The following is a 19,033-nucleotide window of genomic DNA, read 5'->3' on the forward strand; positions in this document are numbered from 1 at the left end:
GAAAGAAATAGGAAAATAAAAATGGCAGGAAATATTAAAAATCCTGCTATTTTTTTAATTAATTTAAAAATAGAAGTTATATTCTAACAAGAGATACTGATTCTTTAAAAAAATTTTATAATCAGTTCGATGCTTAAATGAGAAATAGTATAATAAAAATTTATTAACTATATAATTCTTTAAGTCTTGCTTCGACATTTTCATCGTTTAAATAATCATCGTATTCCATTTCCTTTTCCAAAATTCCTTTTGGAGTAATTTCGATTATTTTATTTGCGATTGTCTGAATAAATTCGTGGTCATGTGTTGTAAATAAAATTGTTCCGTCAAATCTTTCCAGTGCCTTATTTAACGATGTAATTGATTCAAGATCCAAGTGATCTGTTGGGTTGTCTAGCAGCAGGACATTTGCATTAGATAACATCATTTTTGAAAGCATGCAACGTACTTTTTCTCCTCCAGAAAGAACTTTGGCTTTTTTTCTGGCCTCTTCTCCTGAAAATAACATTCTTCCTAGGAAACCACGCACATATTCCTCATGCTGATCTTCTGAAAATTGTCTTAACCAGTCAATTAGTGATAAATCAACGTTTTCAAAATATTCTGAATTATCTTTTGGGAAATAGCTTTGTGAAGTTGTAACTCCCCATTCAACTTTTCCAGAATCAGGTTCTAATTCTCCAGCTAAAATTCGGAAAAGAGTAGTTTTAGCTATATCATTTTTTGACAAAATGACAACTTTATCTCCAGTATTTACCGTAAATGAAATATTATCAAGAATTTTTTCCCCATCGACAGTTTTTGTCAGATTTTCAACTCTTAGCATATTATTTCCAGCTTCTCTTTCAGGCTTAAATTCAATATATGGATATTTTCTGTTGGAAACTTGCATATCTTCAAATTGTAATTTTTCCAATTGCTTTTTACGGCTAGTAGCCTGCTTTGATTTTGAAGCGTTGGCAGAGAAACGGGCAATAAAGTCTTGCAGTTCCTTTTTTTTCTGCTCCATTTTTTTATTTTGGTTTCTAATTAATTCCTGCATTAGTTGATTTGATTCGTACCAGAAATCATAGTTCCCAACGAACATTTTAATTTTCCCGTAATCAATATCGGCAATGTGAGTACAAACTTTATTTAAAAAGTGTCTATCGTGGGAAACAACAAGTACAGTTGTGTTTTCCAAATCCACCAGAAAATCTTCAAGCCATTTTACAGCATGCAAGTCAAGTCCATTTGTAGGCTCATCTAGTAATAGAATATCAGGATTTCCGAAAATAGCCTGTGCAAGCAGCACTTTTACCTTTTCAGGCTCTGTTAATTCCTTCATTAATTTGTGATGCATTTCAGCGGGGATTCCAAGCCCAACTAGAAATTTCTCAGCATTTGTTTCAGCTTCCCATCCGTCTAATTCTGCAAATTCTCCTTCAAGTTCGGCTGCTAAATTTCCATCTTCTTCTGTAAATTCAGTTTTTGCATATAGTGCATTTTTTTGAAGCATAATATCATATAATTTTGCGTGTCCCATCATTACTACATTTAGCACTTCCTCATCTTCATATGCAAAGTGATCCTGTTTTAAAAATGACAGTCTTTTATTTTTTTCTACAATAACTTCTCCAGAAGTAGAATCAAGCTCTCCAGTTAAAACCTTTAAAAATGTCGATTTTCCAGCCCCGTTCGGTCCAATAATACCGTAACAGTTCCCTTCTGTAAATTTTATATTTACTTCATCAAAAAGTTTTCGTCCACCAAACTGGACAGATAAATTACTTGTTGAAATCAAAAAATTTCCTCCTTAAATATTTATATTTTATTTACATTATATCAAAAATTTTCACTAAAAACAAAATAAATTTATTTAAAACCTTTATTTTTTCCAAAATAATTGGTAAAATATACAAAAGAAAAAAATTTGAAAAGGATAGAATGGGGTAAACTATGAATAAGACAAATTTTCATACTCACAATTATCGATGTGAACATGCTGCTGGAAATGTAGAAGATTACGTAAAAGTAGCAATCAAGGAAGGCTATACTGAACTTGGAATCTCAGATCATGCTCCAATGCCTGAATATTATGAAAATAACCGAATGAAGGAAGAGGATTTTGATGGATATTTAAAGGAAATTGAAGAGGCACAGGAAAAATATGGAAATAAAATTAAAATTTACAAATCACTAGAAATCGAATATTTTCCAGAATTTATTGAAAAATATGATAAATATCGAAAAAAGTTAGATTATCTCGTTTTAGGCTTACACGCATTTAGAAAACCTGGTGATAGCACAAATTATAATGCATGGAAAATAAAAACAGGCGAAGATGTGTTAAATTATGCAAAATATATGGCTGAAGCGATAGAAAGCGGGAAATTCGACTACATCGCACATCCAGATTTATATGTAATAAATTATCGGAACTGGGATGAAAGCTGTGAAAAAGCAGCGCATATTATTTCTGAAGCAGCAGAAAAAATGGATGTACCGCTTGAAGTAAATGCAAATGGAATAAGAAAATCTTTTGAAAGACATCCAGATTGGGATAGATATATGTATCCATATAAGGAATTTTGGGAAATCGTGAAACAGTATAATGTTAGGACAATAATTGGTTCAGATGCACATGATTTTAACAGGATGGAAGATAGGGAGATGGAAATTGCAAGGGAGTTTGCAAAGAAAATTGGGCTGAATGTGATTGAGAGTATTTTTTGAAATTATAAAATTTAATAGGAGGAATTAAATTGAAGAAAATAATTTTACTTATTTGTATTTTGATAGGGGTGAGTTCATGTGATATGATTGCTGAAGATATTCAAGAATCAAAAAACTATTTTGAAGACAAAAAAATTAGAAAGAATCAAAATAAAATTGGCTTGGAACTTTTAGAAAAAAGTACTGAAAAAATATTGTGGAACAGGATGGAATTAATAATACCTAAAAATTCAAAAATAAATGAAGTAAACGGAAGATTAGAATACGATGGACAAGCATTAGAAATAGAATTTAAATATATTCCTAATAAAAATAACGATGATATTTGTTTTGATGTACCAACTTCGTTTAAAGAATGGTATAAAAAAAGAAATAATGAGCTATATCTTATGTATTCCAATAATTTTCAATCTACAAAGAGTAATATGAGATTAGCTGAGAAAATAGCAAAAGAAAATGGCTTTATTGAATGTAAGAACGGATTAATATAAAATTTTTATAAAATTAAGATTGAAGAATCAAAAGAAAGGAGAGCATGGTATTATTATCATGTAATAAATAAAAATGGATAATAGTTTTAAATTTTTAAAAGGGGCAAAAATGATACATCCGACAACTGGGATAACTTTGGAATATCTGGATAAGTCTAATGCAGTTTGTTTTGTATTGTTTAATGAAACTAAAGAAAAGGCGATTTTGGTAAAACAGTTTCGTCCAGGTCCGAAAGATTATACTTTAGAGGTTTGCGCTGGGCTGATTGATGGGGATGAAGATCCTAGGACAGCGGCTTTTAGGGAATTGCGAGAAGAAACTGGATATTTGGAAAAGGATATTGCGGATGTGGAAGAATTGCCGCAGGGGCTATATGTGTCACCTGGGTATACTACGGAAAATCTGTATTTTTTTAGCGGCAGATTGAAATCAGATGATATTGAGCCGCTTGAGCAGTCGCTGGATAATGGAGAAGATGTGAAGGTTGTCTGGGTTGATGTGAAGGATATTTTAAGACTTTCAAATGATATGAAAACGATACTTGCAGTAACTTATTTTTCAAGAAAAAAGTAGGATATTTAAAAATAAAAAATAAAAATGTAAGATGATAGAAAGGGGGAATTAATGGCTCAAAATAATAAAATAAATTTAGCTGAAGAAAATATTGACATTAATGCTGACATTGATACTAAAGAAATAACTCAAGAGGAGAAAACACAACAGAATGTGGAAAAATTAAAAGATGAAATCAGAAACCGTATGTCTGAAGAGGATGTCCAGAATTTTGAAGAGGAAGAAGAAGTATCGCCTGAAGAAATGGCTGAGGAAATTCAGAAAATTGAGACAGAGAAAGAGCTGGAAGAATATTTTGAGGATAATCATTCGATTGATATTGCGGAAAGTTTTGAAGAATTGGATGATGATGAGCTTTTAAGAGTGTTTGAACTTTTGAGTGATGAAAATAAGGCTAGTGTTTTGGAGCAGGCGGATGAAGAATTGCAGACGAGAATTATAGATTTGCTTTCAGATGAGGAAGATATTGATATTTTGGGATATATGTCGCCAGATGACGTGGTTGATATTTTAGGATATATTGACATTCAAAAAAGCAAGTCGATCCTTGACAAGATGAAACGTTCGCAGGCAAATAAATTTCGGGAATTGCTAGGTTATGAGGAAGATACTGCTGGAGGGATTATGACAACCCAGTACATTGCATTTAAACAGAATTTGGAAATAAAAGATGTAATGGCTAAACTGAAAATAATTGCTCCAAAGACAGAAGTAATTGAAACTATTTTTGTTACAAATGAAAAGAAAGAATTAGTGGGGGAAGCGGATTTACGGGATATATTGATTTCTTCTGAAGAAACAAAACTTGAGAATATAATGGATGAAAATGTAAAATATGTCTATGTTGAGGAAGATCAGGAGGAAGTGGCGAGGATAGTGTCAAAATATGATTTACGTGTAATACCAGTTATTAATCATAAAAAGAATATATTGGGAATTATAACTGTAGACGATATTATTGATGTAATCCAAGAGGAAAATACTGAGGATATTTTGAAATTAGGGGGAGTTTCTGAGGAAGAAGAAATTGATTCGCCATTTTTATTTTCTGTTAAGCAGAGATTACCTTGGCTAGTTATAAATCTTGCAACAGCCTTTCTGGCTTCATTTGTAATCGGACTGTTTTCCAATACAGTTGAAAAGGTAGTTATCTTATCTTCAATAATGACAATAATTAGCGGAATGGGCGGAAATGCAGGAACTCAGGCTCTATCTGTAACAATTCGGGCATTAGCGCTGGGAGAAGTTGATTTAAAGGATACGATTGAGATAATTGGAAAGACGCTTTTAGTTGGAACGGTAAACGGGGCAATTTTAGGATTGCTTTGTGGCGGGATTTTATGGGTGCTTTACGGAAATTTTTATATGGGATTAATTGTATTTCTGGCAATGATTGGAAATCTTGTAATTGCCTGTATGATTGGATTTTTAATTCCAGTAACGTTAAAGGCATTGAAAATTGATCCTGCGATGGCTTCGGCTGTGGTATTAACAACAGCGACAGATTGTTTTGGATTTTTAATATTTTTAAGTTTAGCAACAGTATTTCTAAATAAATTAACTTAATATTTTATAAAAATGAATTTGGAAGGAGGAAATTATGCGGATTAATTTGCCATTGCCTACAATAATATTGATTTTATACATAGTTTACGTGATTTTTTCTATGATTATGAAAAAAATAAGATTTAATGCAGAAAATTTAGAAGAATTGGATGGGGAGTTTATATTTACTTTTATACCAAAAATAAAAAAACAGCAAATATATTTTAATATTAATGAAGTAAAACTTTGTATTTTGACAAGAATTTTTATTCGGCAGGGAACTTTTAAGACAATAAATTTTAATATTCTCTTAAATGATGGATATAGTTTGAGATTAAAGAAAAAAAGGGATTGTCTGTTATTTTTAAAAGTATGTCGGGAAAAAAGGGAGGAACTGTATCAAAAGATTTTGAGTATGATACCTGCAGATACGACAGTTATTTTGATTTTAGAAAAGGAGCTGGATAATTTTGAGCGTTAAAAAATACAGAAGGGAACAATAAAATGGATCTATGGAATTTATTTAAAAGAAAGAAAAAAATAAAAACAGGTATCTGCTTTTCAAATGAAAAATCAGTTGAAGAACTTTTAAAGAATTTTTTGGAAACTTATGCGGATAAAATTAATACAGTTACTTTGGAAAATGGAGAAAAGTTGACTGAAAAAACTAAAAAGTTTTATCTTGAATTGAAAAATGGGAGAAAAATAGAAGTATTAATAAATCCAGAACGTAATTTTCTTTTAAAAAAGCAAATTGCAATAGAGATTTTTTTAGAAAAGTTAAATCCAGAGAGCTTTAAAAATATAAATGAAGAGGAGCTGGTTAAATACAATAGCTTGCTTATAAATTTTGAAGCCTTAGATAAGGAAGAGGAAAAAAATGAAGAAAAATTTATGATGGAAACCGCAAAATTTTTAAGGGAATTTCATAAATTCACTATACAGAAAAAATTAAACCACTATCACTTTGGAGATAGAAGAATGATTCAAAATGATGAAAAATGGGAAATTTCAGACTTTATTCCGCCACTTTCAGAAAAAATGTTTTTGGAATATGACCTTGAAATGACTGATAACGATCTTGAAAGAATGAAAAAAAATATTGAAAGAATGAAGAAGGATAAACTTCCATATAACGAAAAAATGGAAGTAAACATATCTGAAAAAAATGTAAAAATACGTAAAAAATGGGATATTATAAGAAGAATCGCAGCAATAACAATGACACGGCTTGCTGCGGAAACCTATCTTGAAAAAAAAGAAAATGGACAAAAGGAACTGGAAACGATTATTGATATTTTTGAAAAAAGATACCAGTTTAAGCAGGTATTGACTGAGCGTGAAAAAAATTATCTGGAAAATCCGTCAGATGATAAAGAATTGAATGTTGAATTTTATTTTATGCTGGAAGCTGCTAAAATGCTGCTTTGGGTATTGTCAGTTATTGATATTGAATTTGATGACTTTAACATATTTTGTGATATTTCCATTCTTACCGATGGATTGAAATATGATAATTTAAAGTCCTTTGCCAGAAAATGTGAAATTCGTTCGCAAAACAAGATTTTAGACATGCTGGATTATATATATAGACTAAATTGGGCAAATGTTGAAATAAAATTAGAGGGCTATGATGGAATTGTAAATGAAAGTATTTTGTATTTTAGCAGGCTTGCATTGGAATGGGTTGTTCAAGATGGAAAAAGCATAGAGGAAATTATTATTCATACATAAAGTATATATTTAAAAAATTAAACAAATTAAATTTATTTTAAAAATGACTTTGTTTTTAAAAAATCTAAAAAATAATGAAAAATACGGCTTTAGTCAAAATAATTTTAAAAATTAATTGACAATGGATTTTAAAAATGATAATATAAAAATGTAAAGATTGAAATTAATTTTTTAAGTAATTATAAATGTCATAGAAGGAGAAAAAATACGATGAAAAAAATCGCAATTTTAACAAGTGGGGGAGACTCACAAGGTATGAATACAGCGATAAGAGCTGTGACAAAGGCTGCCATTAACAAAGGAATGGAAGTTTATGGCATAAAAAGAGGATACAAAGGTATGCTTGAAGATCAAATTACTCCATTAACATTATTGGATGTAAGTGGAATTGCTGATAAAGGAGGAACAATTTTATTATCAGCAAGATTGCCTGAATTTAAAGATCCTGAAGTTAGGGCAAAAGCGGCGGCTAATTTGAAAAAATATGGAATTGACGGATTAGTTGTAATTGGTGGAGATGGATCGTTCCATGGTGCACATTACTTATATGAAGAACATGGAATCAAAACAATCGGAATTCCAGGAACTATTGATAATGATGTAGCCGGAACTGATTACACAATTGGTTATGATACAGCATTAAACATTATATTGGATGCAATTTCAAAATTGAAAGATACGGCAACTTCTCATGAAAGAACATATTTAGTTGAAGTAATGGGAAGAAACTGTGGAGATTTAGCGCTTTATTCTGCAATCGCAGGAGGTGCAAGTGGAGTTATGATTCCAGAAAATGAAAGTTCAATTGATGATTTAGCTGAAGTAATCAAAAAAAGACGTGCTGAAGGTAAGTTGTATGACATAATTGTTGTTGCTGAAGGTGTTGGAAATGTTGTTCATCTTAAAGAGGAATTATCAAAAAGAGTTGACACAAGTATAAGAGTTACAATTTTGGGTCATATTCAAAGAGGTGGAGCTCCAACAGCAGCTGATAGAATTTTAGCTACAAGATTAGCTGTTAAAGCTGTTGAATTAATTGAAGAAGGAAAAGGTGGATTAATGGTTGGAATCCAAAGTGAAGAAGTAACAACTCACAAATTATCTTATGCTTGGGAAAATTATTCAAAAGCATCAGCAGCTGATTATGTAATTGCAAATATGTTATCATTATAATTTAATGAAAAAGTTATGTTAGTTTAATAATTTTTTTGATTTAACGAGATGTAAATGAACTCTCTTGCATTTAGCAAGAATTCATTGATAATTCAAGACAATGAAAATTTTAAATTAAATTTTAGGAGGAAAAATGAAAATTAAAATGACTAAAGTTGTTTGTACCATTGGTCCAAAAACTGAAAGTGTTGAAATGTTGACAAAATTAGTAGAAAGCGGAATGAACGTAATGAGATTAAACTTCTCTCATGGTGATTTTGCTGAACACGGACAAAGAATTAAAAATATTAGAGAAGTAATGAAAAAAACAGGTAAAGAAATAGGGATTTTATTAGATACTAAAGGTCCTGAAATCAGAACAGGAAAATTAGAAGGTGGAAACGATGTATTACTAGAAACTGGTAAAAAAGTAATTATGACAACTGATTATGATTTTGTCGGAAATGCTAGTAAATTCGCAGTTTCATATCCTGGAATCGTAGATGACTTAAAAATTGGAAGTACTGTTTTATTAGATGACGGTTTAGTTGGATTAAAAGTTGAAGCTATCAACAAAGAAGCTGGAGAAGTTGAATGTGTTGTTACAAATACTGGAGAATTAGGAGAAACTAAAGGTGTAAACTTGCCAGATGTTTCAGTTGGTTTACCAGCATTAGCTGCAAAAGATATTGCTGACTTGAAATTTGGTTGTGAACAAGGTGTTGACTTTGTAGCAGCTTCATTTATAAGAAAAGCTTCTGACGTTGCTGAAGTAAGAAAAGTGTTAGATGACAACGGTGGAAAAAATATTCAAATTATTCCTAAAATTGAAAGCCAAGAAGGTGTTGACAACTTCGATGAAATCTTGGAATTAAGTGATGGAATCATGGTAGCAAGAGGAGACTTAGGAGTAGAAGTTCCTGCAGAAGAAGTTCCTTTCATGCAAAAAATGATGATCAGAAAATGTAACAAAGCTGGAAAACCAGTTATTACAGCAACTCAAATGTTAGATTCAATGATTAGAAACCCAAGACCTACAAGAGCAGAAGCAGGAGACGTTGCTAACGCTATCTTGGATGGTACAGATGCAGTTATGTTATCAGGAGAATCTGCAAAAGGTAAATATCCAGTAGAAGCTGTTAAAATGATGGCTACTATTTCAAAAAGAACAGATGAATTTAAAAAATTCAAACCAGTTGAAACTCCAGGAACAGATATTTCTGTTACAGAAGCAATTTCAAGTGGTGCAGTAAGTACTACACAATCATTGGATGCTAAATTAATCGTATGTTGGACAAAAACAGGAAGATCTCCTAAGATGATTAGAAAATATGGACCAACTGTACCTATAATCGCATTAACTGACAACGAACAAACTGCTAGACAATTGGCATTAGTAAGAGGAGTTAGAGCTTATGTAGAAAAAGGATTAGATAAAACTGATGACTTTTTCGCAAAAGCAAGAGAAATTGCAGCTAATCACGAAGAAGCTAAAAAAGGTGATTTAGTAGTATTAGTAACTGGAATTTCTAAAGAAGGAACAACTAATACATTCAGAGTAGAAAGAGTTGGAGAATAGTTAAATTTAATTGTTTGACATTTTAATCATAAATATTTTTATAAGGGAATGGTTTTATACCTTTCCCTTTTTTAAAATTATTTAAAATTAAAAAGGAGATGAGATAACAAATATGAAGAAATTAGATGATTTAATTGATGTTTTTGCAAAACTGCCTGGAATTGGGAGAAAAAGTGCGGCGAGAATTGCATTTGACGTGCTTGATAGAAGTGAAGCGGAAGTTGATAGAATGTTGGAAATAATAAAGGATTCACATATAAATATTAAACATTGTAAAATTTGTGGAAATTTATCAGAAAATGAAATTTGTGAAATTTGTGAGAATGAAAAAAGAGACAGGGAAGTAATTTGCGTTGTGGAAGGTGTAAGAGATGTGATTGCATTTGAAAAGTCTGAAACATATAATGGGCTTTATCACGTTTTAGGCGGGAAAATTGATCCGTTAAATGGAGTTACTATTGAAGATTTGAATTTGAGAAATCTGTTGGATAGAATAGATGGAAGTGTTAAGGAAGTTATATTAGCTTTAAATCCTGATTTGGAGGGAGAAACTACAAGTCTTTACTTAACAAAATTTTTAAAGGCGAAAGATGTTAAAATTTCTAAAATTGCTAGTGGTATTCCAATGGGTGGAAATATTGAATATACTGATATGGCAACTCTCGGAAGATCTTTGGAAGGTAGAATTAATGTGGATGATGAAAATTAAACTCGTTTTAGGAAATTTTAAAAGATGATGTAAATACTCAAGCGATAATATTAATGCTATTTACCATTAGAATAATGGATTTAGTCAAATAAGCTATTGCTTGAGTATATTTTTTTATAATTTTATTCACTGTACATTTCTTTTATTTTATTTTCATCAATTCCGAAAAAATAAGTTAAAATAAAACCTCCTAAGTATGCTCCAAGCATTGAAATTATAAAGTAAATCCAAGTTCCTGGAACTACTATGAAAAGTCCAAATAGCCCTGAAACACCTTGTGAAATTGTCCCTAAATGAAATAAAACGGCTAAAATTCCACCAAATCCAGAACCTAGGCAAGCTGTGACAAAAGGTTTTCCCAGTGGCAAAGTTACGGCATACATCAACGGCTCACCAATTCCAAGTATCCCAACAGGAATAGAATCCCTGACCATATTTTTAAGTCTTTGGCTTTTAGTTTTTACATAAATTGCAATTCCAGCTCCAACTTGACCTCCGCCTGCCATCATAAGAATTGGTAATAAATAATTAATTCCTTTTGTAGGGCCTTCTGGATTGTTTAACATTACGTGGATTGGAGTTAGAGCTTGATGCAGCCCGACAGAAACGAGAGGTAAAAATCCTGCTGCCAGGAGATAGCCGCCGAATATTCCCAATTTATTGTAGGAAAAATCAAGAATGGCGTATATAAAGTTTGTTAGGCAAGTTCCCAAAGGCTGAATTATTAATAGAGCGATAAAAACTCCAATTATTAATGTTAAAAGCGGAGTAAGAAAAGTATCAAGCATTGCTGGAATTATCTTTCTTATCTGCTTTTCTAGATATGCAACAATCATTCCCATAAATAGTGCTGTAAGCAGTCCTCCCATTCCTGGTGAAAAAGGTTCTCTAGTAAAAGGGAGTATAACTGCACTTTTTCCTTCAGTTTTTAAAATTAATGGCAATGCTGGATTTACGATAAATATTGATCCTATAATTCCACCAAGAACTGCTGTTCCGCCAAATTCCTTTGCAGAATTCATTCCTACATAAATCGCAAGATAGCTGAACATTACAAATCCGGCAGTTCTTATGGCTGCAAACCACCATATTCCATTATAGGTATTTTTTGCCGTAGTATTTATAACATTTGTAAGTCCTATTATTAGGCCTGCTGCAATTATTCCAGGCAGTAGGGGGACAAATATGTTTGCAACTTTTTGGAGAAATCTCTGGACAGGTCCATTATGTTTTTGATTATTAGACTTTTTATTCTCACTTGCTATATCTTTGGCATTTCTATTTGAAAATCCCAATGGAATTCCTGTAAGTTTTGAAAATTCATTTCCTATTGCATTTACTTTCCCTGGCCCTAAAATAATCTGTAAAGTGTCAGAATTTACCACATTTAAAACTCCGTCAATTTTTTTTAGTTTTTCCAAATCCACATCTTCACGAATTTTAACTCTCAATCTTGTCATACAAACTGCATTTGAAACAATATTTTCTTTACCTTTTAAAATATTATAAATTTCTTTTGCTATTTTTTTCTCGTTCATAATGTCTATCTCCTTTTGAATAAATTTTATTTTTTTACAAAAGAAAATTTTTGCCAAGGCTTGATATAATCAATTAGAAATATTTCATTTTCACTTATTTTTCCAACAACATTTGATTTTCCAGTATTTTTCATATCTGTTTTAGCAATTAAAAGTTCGCCTGCATAATGTCCGTATTCACTGCTTTCAATAATTACATCTCCCTTTTTTATTATTTCAGGAGTATTAAAAACTTTAAAATTATGTTCTTTATATTTTACACGGCTATTTGTAGAACGAATCAAATTTTCAGAAATATCGCCTCTATTAAAGTGAAATTCATCAAAAATTATTTGCTTTTCTGTTTCTGGAATATCTTTTTCCAATTCAATTGAAAAACTTACCATATCTTTACGAACTTTTTTAAATTCATTTAATTCTTCATCTGTCGGATAGCAGTTTGAAATAATAATATCATCAATTGTTTCCAATGCGACAAAATGTTTAAACTGAACTATTAGCGGCAAATTACGATGCATTTCTAAAGTTGGTAAGCCTTGAGTCACTGGCCAAGGCCCAAAACTGTTTTTAGCTTGAGAAGTTATAAATGCTGCAGTTCGTAATCCATATTTTGTAAAATTTTCTGTACATTTTCTAAAAAATTCTAAACCTAATCCTGTATAAATATGAGGATAAAAATTATGACATCCGATTAAATTATTTTTATTAGGGCAGTAATCCATAATTGTGTCAATATAATGAGTATCGTTACTCATATTTATCTCAATTTTTAAATTTTCCCTGTTAAATGTCATAATACTTTCCTGCAGTCCAGTAAATCCAACATCAAGCCTAATTCCATCAGCTCCCATTTCCTTAAAAAATGCCAAGTCATCATAACTAATTCCCAAATCTTTAAAAACTTTCGGATTTACATCTAGAATAATTTCAAATCCCTTTTCCTTAGCATAATGATTTATTTTTTTAAATTTTTTCAAAATTATTTCCTTATCTTCAATTCCTTTATTTTGGGCAGAAGAGAGCAGACAGCTGAATATGCGGCTAAAACCGGCATTATAAGCCCTGTCAATATAATTTATTAATTTTTCTTCAGTTGTCTTTTCAGGATAAATTGAAATTCCTAATTTTCTCATTTTATGCTGTTTCCCTTCTTTTTATCTCTATTTTAATAATTTTTTATTTAACAGGAGATCAATATCCCTTGCTTCATAATATTTGTTTTATTAAATTTTAAGCAAATATAGTTTTTGAACAAGTTTATTCTTGTGTTTCAGCCTGTTCTTCCGCTAATAATTTTTTTTCATAGGCTGTAAAGAATGGATAGTAGATTACAATAGAAATTATAATTAAAAGTATACTTAAAATTACTGCTCTGTAATCTCCATTTGTTGCTAAAAATGCTCCTATTGGTCCAGGTAAAGTCCAAGGCGGCGTTGAAGTTACACGGTTTACTAAGCCTGTTGCCATTGCAAAATAAGTGATTGAGGCATTGACTATTGGAACAATTATGAAAGGTGGCAATAACGTAGGATTTAATACGATTGGAGCTCCAAAAATAATTGGTTCGTTTATATTAAATATTGAAGGAAGAATTGCCGCTTTTCCTAAAGTTTTTCCGTAAGCTGATTTTGATTTTAGCAATAATAATATTGCAAATCCTATCGTTGTTCCTGAACCGCCAATCCAGATAAACCATTGGTATAAAGGTTCTGCTGCAATGTGCGGAATATGCTGTCCGTTTGCCAAAGCTGTTGCATTTTGTTCAAGAAGCATAAGCCAGAGTGGACGTACAATTGAGCCGACTATTGAATCACCGTGAATTCCAAAGCTCCAGAAAAATGTAATCATAAATACTATGATTATTACAGAAAACCATGAATCACTGAATTTTAAAATTGGTTTTATGATTGAACCGATTATTTCGTGCAGATCAATTTTTAGCCAATAAGTTAAAATTGTCAATGTAAAAATAATTATTGCCGCTGGAGTCAATGCTTCAAATGAACGTGCAACTGATTCTGGCACAGCTTCAGGCATTTTTATCCTAAATCCAGTTGTGGTTGTCAGTCGATACACTTCAACTGCAAATATTGCCGCAATTATTCCTACAAATAAACCTGCAGATCCTAATCTTGACATTTGCAGGGCATACCCAATATCCTCCTGAATAATCTGAGAACCTTTTGTTCCTTCCTCAACAATAATTTGTATGGCTTTTCCCCCGACAGTCTGATTTATTACCTCAATCGGATTTATCATTTTAGGCATAATAGTAAGTAAAAATGCGCAAACTGATAAAATCGCACCTGTAATACCATCTAATTTATAAGATTTTGCAAGGCTGTAACCGATTCCCATAACTGCATAAAGTCCCATTATGAACATTGTCATTCTGTAGGGAAGCAGCATTTGCACTGCATATTTTTTTGCTAAAATTGAAATTCCCCATTCTTTTGGAAATGGCGGGAACGCTAAAATTAAAAATATTGATCCAATAATAATTAGCGGCAATGTGGAAACTATACCGTCACGTATTGCCCTTAAATGTCTTTGTTCAGATATTTTTGCCATTTTTATTGAAAGTTGTTCTAAAACTGCCATAATTTACTTCCTTTCCTATTACAATATTTTTTTGATTTAAATAATAATTAGTTTCAAGAAATTGAGATTTTTAGTAAAATTTAATATCTTAAAATTTATTAATTAGATAACAATTCCTGAATCTGCTTTAATAATTTAGGGCCTCCAAGTGGGCTATATCCTTGTGGCGTAATCATTGCGCAAGGTACTTGGGCTTCCTTTGCTTGTGCACTTAATGTATCAAATCTGTGTCTTATTTGAGGCGCAACCATTGCTACGTCATATCCATTTTTCACTTCATCTTCAAATTGCTGTGTACTTACAGCCTTCACTTCAATTTCTACACCTTTTGATTTTGCCTCCTTTTCCAGTGCCTTTACCGCCACTGCGCTTGACATTCCTAGCGAACATACAAATAATACTTTCATTTTAAATCCTCCTAATTTTTATTTTTTTTCAAGTTTATCAATTCTTTTATACATTTTTATCATTCCTTCAATTAATGTTTTAGCTTCAATCGCTGTCATTAAATGATCCTGCGAGTGAACAAACAAAACTGAAGGTGTAATTCCTTCTCCATTTACTTCTGCCTGAATTATGTCGGTTTGAATATTATGAGCCGACAGCAGCGCCTCATCCGCTTCTTTTAATAAATTTTCCGCCTTTTTAAAGTTTCCCTTTTCCGCTTCACCCAATGCCTCATAAGCCAGTCCTTTTGCCATTCCAGCACTGTTTACAATTTCAAATACAACTAATTCCATTTGTTCCTTATCCATAATTTTGTATTTTCCTCCCTTTTGATATTTTTCTCTATTTTCATAATAATCCTTAAACTGTGGTAAATATTTTTTGTGTGCATCCAGAAGTTCATTCAAAACCTTTCTTCCAATTGTAGTTCCAGGAATTAACGGATTTGTAGTAAATGCCTGTAATGCAGTATAATAATTTCCAGTAACAGCCGCTTCCACAGTCAATTCCTCCATTGCCTTCATCAATTGAATATACCCTCTTTGTCCAGCATTTGGAAATTTACCAAAGGTTATTGGCTTAGGCCCGCTTGCTGTAATGTATGATGAAATTTCAACTGCCGAATTATACGGTAAATCTGCAATAGCTCCTTTATTTCTAGTATTTACAGCCATTATTATGCCTTTATCGTTATAAATTGCGCTGATAAGTTCACAAGCTGCATCAGAATAATAAGCTCCTCCTCTTTTTTCCAGCTGTTTAGGCTTTTCCTTCAAATTAACATCTTTATAAAGTTCAAACAATTCAGCTTCAACTTTTTTTACAATTTCTCCTCTAGTTCCATTTTCCCTATAGGATTTCAATCCTTCCTTTAACATTTCATCCTGCAAATAATAATAACGATGGTAATCGCAAGGCAGCATTCCTAGATTTTTTATCTGATCATAATCATAATTTATGCTTACAATATTTTTTACACCAAGATTTTCCTTATCCTGTCTTTTATCCCATAAATCTGCCGTAAGTTCATTTCCTTTCTTATCCCAAACTCTATACCAGACAAAGTGATTTAACCCTGCAAATTGAAACTTAAACTCGCTAATGTCTTTTTCATAAAGGCTTGCACAATCCATCTGAGTATGTACTGGAATATTGCAAAGTCCAACAACTTTTTCAAAGTTTCCATAATTTAGGACAGCTTCTGTCACGATTCCAGCAGGATTTGTAAAGTTTATAAGCCAAGCCTCTGGAGCAAGTTCCTTTATGTCCTTCACAATATCAAGTATCACAGGAATTGTCCTAAATGCCTTAAACATTCCTCCAGCTCCATTCGTTTCCTGTCCTAGAAGTCCATTTTCAAATGGTATTCTTTCATCCTTGATTCTCGCATCAAGAAGTCCCACACGAAATTGAGTAGTTACGAAGTCCGCATCTTTTATAGCTTCCCTTCTATCCAGCGTCAAATAAACCTTGCAGTCAATACCAGCCTTTTCCACCATTCTTTTAGCTAAATTTCCAACAATTTCCAGTTTTTCCTTCCCTTCCTCAATATCAACCAGCCAAATTTCTTTAACAGGAAGTTCTTTTATTCTCTTAATAAAACCTTCTATCAATTCAGGAGTATAGCTGGATCCGCCCCCAATTGTAACAATTTTGATTCCATCCTTTTTTTTCATTTCTCCATCCTTTCTATGTAACTTTATATAAGTTTCCGATAGATCTGCTTAACAACTTAATCTTTTTTATTTCAAGTTTTCATGTATTATTTTTGCTACATTTTCATCACATTGATTCAATTTTTCCATTGCCATATTTTTATCAATATCCAAAAGTATCATAACAATAGCAGTTTTCACATCATTCCCAGCTTTTTTCAAAGCATCGCTTGCCTTTTCATAATCACAGTTTGCGGTTTTCATTATTATTCTTTTTGCCCGCTCAATTAATTTCTGATTGGAAGTTTTAACATCCACCATATATCCAGAAAATACTTTTCCCAGCTTTATCATAATCGTTGTAGAAATCATATTAAGTATCATTTTTTGTGCTGTTCCAGCCTTCATTCTAGTAGAACCTGTAATAATTTCTGCTCCAACAGGAACTTCTATTGGATATTGGCTAACTTTCGACAAATCAGAGCTTTTAGAGCAAGTAATGCTTCCTGTAATTGCGCCAATGCTGTTTGCATATTCAATTGCCCCTAAAACATAGGGAGTTCTGCCAGAAGCGGCAAGTCCTATAACCACATCATTTTCTGTAAGATTAATATTTAACAAATCCTGTTTTCCCAGTTCTGGCTTATCTTCAGCATTTTCCTTAGCCTTAAATATCGCCTCATTTCCACCGGCAATTATTCCTTGAACCTTCTCAAAGGAAACTCCGTAAGTAGGAGGACATTCCGAAGCATCAAGAATTCCAAGTCTTCCTGATGTTCCTGCGCCAATATATATAATTCTTGTTTCTTTTTCATATCTTGACAAAATAGCATCTATCAGCCGTGAAATACTGCCCAGTTCCTTTTCCACGCAAAATGCCACTTTCTTGTCTTCCTCATTTATTCTTCTTACAATTTCAAGGCTATCCTGCAATTCAATATCCTTGCTGTTTGGATTATTTTCTTCAGTAGACAATTTTTCCAGCTCGATCATCATTTACCACTTCCTTTAGGTCAGTCTATGTTATAATTATATCTCGATTTTTCTCAAATGGAAGTCTATTTTTAAATTTATCTAAAAAATTTCTTTAAAAGTGAAAAAGCAAAAGAAATTCATAATAAATCAGATATTTAAATGAAAAATAGTATTTTATTTTTTAAAAATCTAAGTGCAAAAAAAACAAGAGAATAATTATTTTCTAAACTCTTGTTTCTTTAATTTATTTTATCAAGCTAAATACAAAATACGGAAGAAGCCCCAGCCCCATACTAGAAAAAACAATCCAAAGCCCCGATACGCTTTCTACAATTTTCCCCGATAAATCCTTTTTCAAAAATTTTATCATAAAATATATTGAAATTATCAGAATTATAAGCAGTACCAATCCGCTGAATAAAAAATATTTTTCATAAGTATAAGAAAGTCCAAGAATGACAAGAAAATATTCAACAGCAAAAAGTAAACTTAAAATTACTACAGCCTTTTTCTTTCCCCAAAGTTTACTATAAGTCTGCACTCCATGTTCCTCTTCATCAGCTCTTCTCGTTTTTCTTCCTATTTCCAGTACGATTCCATTTAAATAATTTAATGCGAAAAGAGGAATTAATGCAAAATCAATATTATGTTTATACCATTGTAATATAAAAACGTCAAAAATATTTTTTGGTACAATGTATTGTGTAGCTTCTACAATAACAAGAGTAATGAATACCATTATTACAACGTGGGAGAGAGCATAAATCAAAATTCTTTTTGTAAGCCATTTTTTTATAAAAAATTCCTTTGCCATTAAGAACATATAAATCCATACAAATATCATAAAATAGATAATTTCAGGATCTATAACGTGTGCAAGCATTATTTGTATTATAACAGTTGCAATTCCTATTTTTCTCAACGCTTTTAACGAAATTACACCTCTTTGAACAGGTCTGTAAGGCCTATATTTTAAATCTTCTTCATAATCCTTAAATTCATCTGTAATTCTCAACTGAAAGAAAAACATGAATATTATGATAAACAAAGGAAGAAATTTATACCAGATTATTGGTACTTTATCAATTTCTTTATCCCAGAATAGTAGCACTCTATTGACTTCTTTTGACAAAGTTGGCTTTATAATTTTTGAATTATATAGTAATCCTGTAAAAATATATCCTGACAAAGTAAAAATCAGTACAAAAAATGAATTTTTTCCTAATGGAAACCGTTCATTCAGATATATTTTGAAGTTTTTTATATTTTGGATTATTGATTTTTTTGAATTTATATTACTTTGGTTCATTTATTTCTC

17 protein-coding genes are annotated in these 19,033 nt (G+C 31.5%); 9 read left to right on the forward strand and 8 right to left on the reverse strand.

Annotated features, from left to right (window positions below; all coding sequences use genetic code 11):
- Window positions 1-163: 163 nt before the first annotated feature.
- Window positions 164-1,783 (reverse strand): ABC-F family ATP-binding cassette domain-containing protein, encoded by a 1,620-nt coding sequence (locus FVE74_RS03945; protein WP_147003328.1) that lies wholly within the window; start codon window positions 1,781-1,783, stop codon window positions 164-166.
- Between the two features lie 155 nt (window positions 1,784-1,938).
- Between FVE74_RS03945 and FVE74_RS03950 the strand changes: the two genes are divergently transcribed.
- The 9 genes from FVE74_RS03950 (at window position 1,939) to recR (ending at window position 10,499) form a co-directional block, all read left to right on the forward strand.
- On the forward strand, window positions 1,939-2,715 hold the full coding sequence (locus tag FVE74_RS03950) for a histidinol-phosphatase (RefSeq protein WP_147003329.1): 777 nt from the start codon (window positions 1,939-1,941) through the stop codon (window positions 2,713-2,715).
- A 29-nt stretch (window positions 2,716-2,744) separates the two neighbouring features.
- Complete coding sequence (locus tag FVE74_RS03955; RefSeq protein WP_147003330.1) at window positions 2,745-3,206, forward strand: hypothetical protein; 462 nt, start codon at window positions 2,745-2,747, stop codon at window positions 3,204-3,206.
- Window positions 3,207-3,279: 73 nt separating this feature from the next.
- The gene (locus FVE74_RS03960) at window positions 3,280-3,780 is read left to right on the forward strand and encodes an NUDIX hydrolase (protein WP_147003331.1); all 501 of its coding nucleotides are present in this window, start codon (window positions 3,280-3,282) and stop codon (window positions 3,778-3,780) included.
- 51 nt (window positions 3,781-3,831) lie between these two features.
- The gene (gene mgtE, locus FVE74_RS03965) at window positions 3,832-5,346 is read left to right on the forward strand and encodes a magnesium transporter (protein WP_147003332.1); all 1,515 of its coding nucleotides are present in this window, start codon (window positions 3,832-3,834) and stop codon (window positions 5,344-5,346) included.
- Between the two features lie 34 nt (window positions 5,347-5,380).
- Entirely contained in the window at window positions 5,381-5,806 is a 426-nt protein-coding gene (locus FVE74_RS03970; protein ID WP_147003333.1) for a hypothetical protein, read from the forward strand.
- Between the two features lie 23 nt (window positions 5,807-5,829).
- Window positions 5,830-7,059 carry a DUF4272 domain-containing protein gene (locus FVE74_RS03975; protein WP_147003334.1) on the forward strand — a complete coding sequence of 410 codons (1,230 nt, stop codon included), beginning with the start codon at window positions 5,830-5,832 and terminating at the stop codon, window positions 7,057-7,059.
- A 210-nt stretch (window positions 7,060-7,269) separates the two neighbouring features.
- Complete coding sequence (gene pfkA / locus FVE74_RS03980; protein WP_147003335.1) at window positions 7,270-8,232, forward strand: 6-phosphofructokinase; 963 nt, start codon at window positions 7,270-7,272, stop codon at window positions 8,230-8,232.
- Between the two features lie 139 nt (window positions 8,233-8,371).
- Entirely contained in the window at window positions 8,372-9,790 is a 1,419-nt protein-coding gene (gene pykF, locus FVE74_RS03985) for a pyruvate kinase PykF (protein ID WP_420028886.1), read from the forward strand.
- Between the two features lie 112 nt (window positions 9,791-9,902).
- Entirely contained in the window at window positions 9,903-10,499 is a 597-nt protein-coding gene (recR, locus tag FVE74_RS03990; protein ID WP_147003337.1) for a recombination mediator RecR, read from the forward strand.
- A 122-nt stretch (window positions 10,500-10,621) separates the two neighbouring features.
- Here recR and FVE74_RS03995 read toward each other — a convergent pair whose 3' ends face one another.
- The 7 genes from FVE74_RS03995 to FVE74_RS04025 form a co-directional block, all read right to left on the reverse strand.
- Window positions 10,622-12,037, reverse strand: a complete 1,416-nt coding sequence (locus FVE74_RS03995; protein ID WP_147003338.1) for a PTS transporter subunit EIIC — start codon at window positions 12,035-12,037, stop codon at window positions 10,622-10,624.
- Between the two features lie 26 nt (window positions 12,038-12,063).
- Complete coding sequence (locus tag FVE74_RS04000; RefSeq protein ID WP_147003339.1) at window positions 12,064-13,170, reverse strand: DUF871 domain-containing protein; 1,107 nt, start codon at window positions 13,168-13,170, stop codon at window positions 12,064-12,066.
- A 124-nt stretch (window positions 13,171-13,294) separates the two neighbouring features.
- Window positions 13,295-14,638 (reverse strand): PTS sugar transporter subunit IIC, encoded by a 1,344-nt coding sequence (locus FVE74_RS04005; RefSeq protein ID WP_147003340.1) that lies wholly within the window; start codon window positions 14,636-14,638, stop codon window positions 13,295-13,297.
- 98 nt (window positions 14,639-14,736) lie between these two features.
- Complete coding sequence (locus tag FVE74_RS04010; protein WP_147003341.1) at window positions 14,737-15,045, reverse strand: PTS sugar transporter subunit IIB; 309 nt, start codon at window positions 15,043-15,045, stop codon at window positions 14,737-14,739.
- 18 nt (window positions 15,046-15,063) lie between these two features.
- Window positions 15,064-16,761 carry a PTS lactose/cellobiose transporter subunit IIA gene (locus FVE74_RS04015; RefSeq protein ID WP_147003342.1) on the reverse strand — a complete coding sequence of 566 codons (1,698 nt, stop codon included), beginning with the start codon at window positions 16,759-16,761 and terminating at the stop codon, window positions 15,064-15,066.
- 66 nt (window positions 16,762-16,827) lie between these two features.
- Entirely contained in the window at window positions 16,828-17,736 is a 909-nt protein-coding gene (gene murQ / locus FVE74_RS04020) for an N-acetylmuramic acid 6-phosphate etherase (RefSeq protein WP_147003343.1), read from the reverse strand.
- A gap of 223 nt (window positions 17,737-17,959) precedes the next feature.
- Window positions 17,960-19,024, reverse strand: coding sequence for a UbiA family prenyltransferase (locus FVE74_RS04025; RefSeq protein ID WP_147003344.1), 1,065 nt, complete (start codon window positions 19,022-19,024; stop codon window positions 17,960-17,962).
- Between the last annotated feature and the right edge of the window lie 9 nt (window positions 19,025-19,033).

Origin of the sequence: Leptotrichia wadei, from assembly GCF_007990445.1 — a bacterium.
Taxonomy (GTDB): domain Bacteria; phylum Fusobacteriota; class Fusobacteriia; order Fusobacteriales; family Leptotrichiaceae; genus Leptotrichia; species Leptotrichia wadei_A.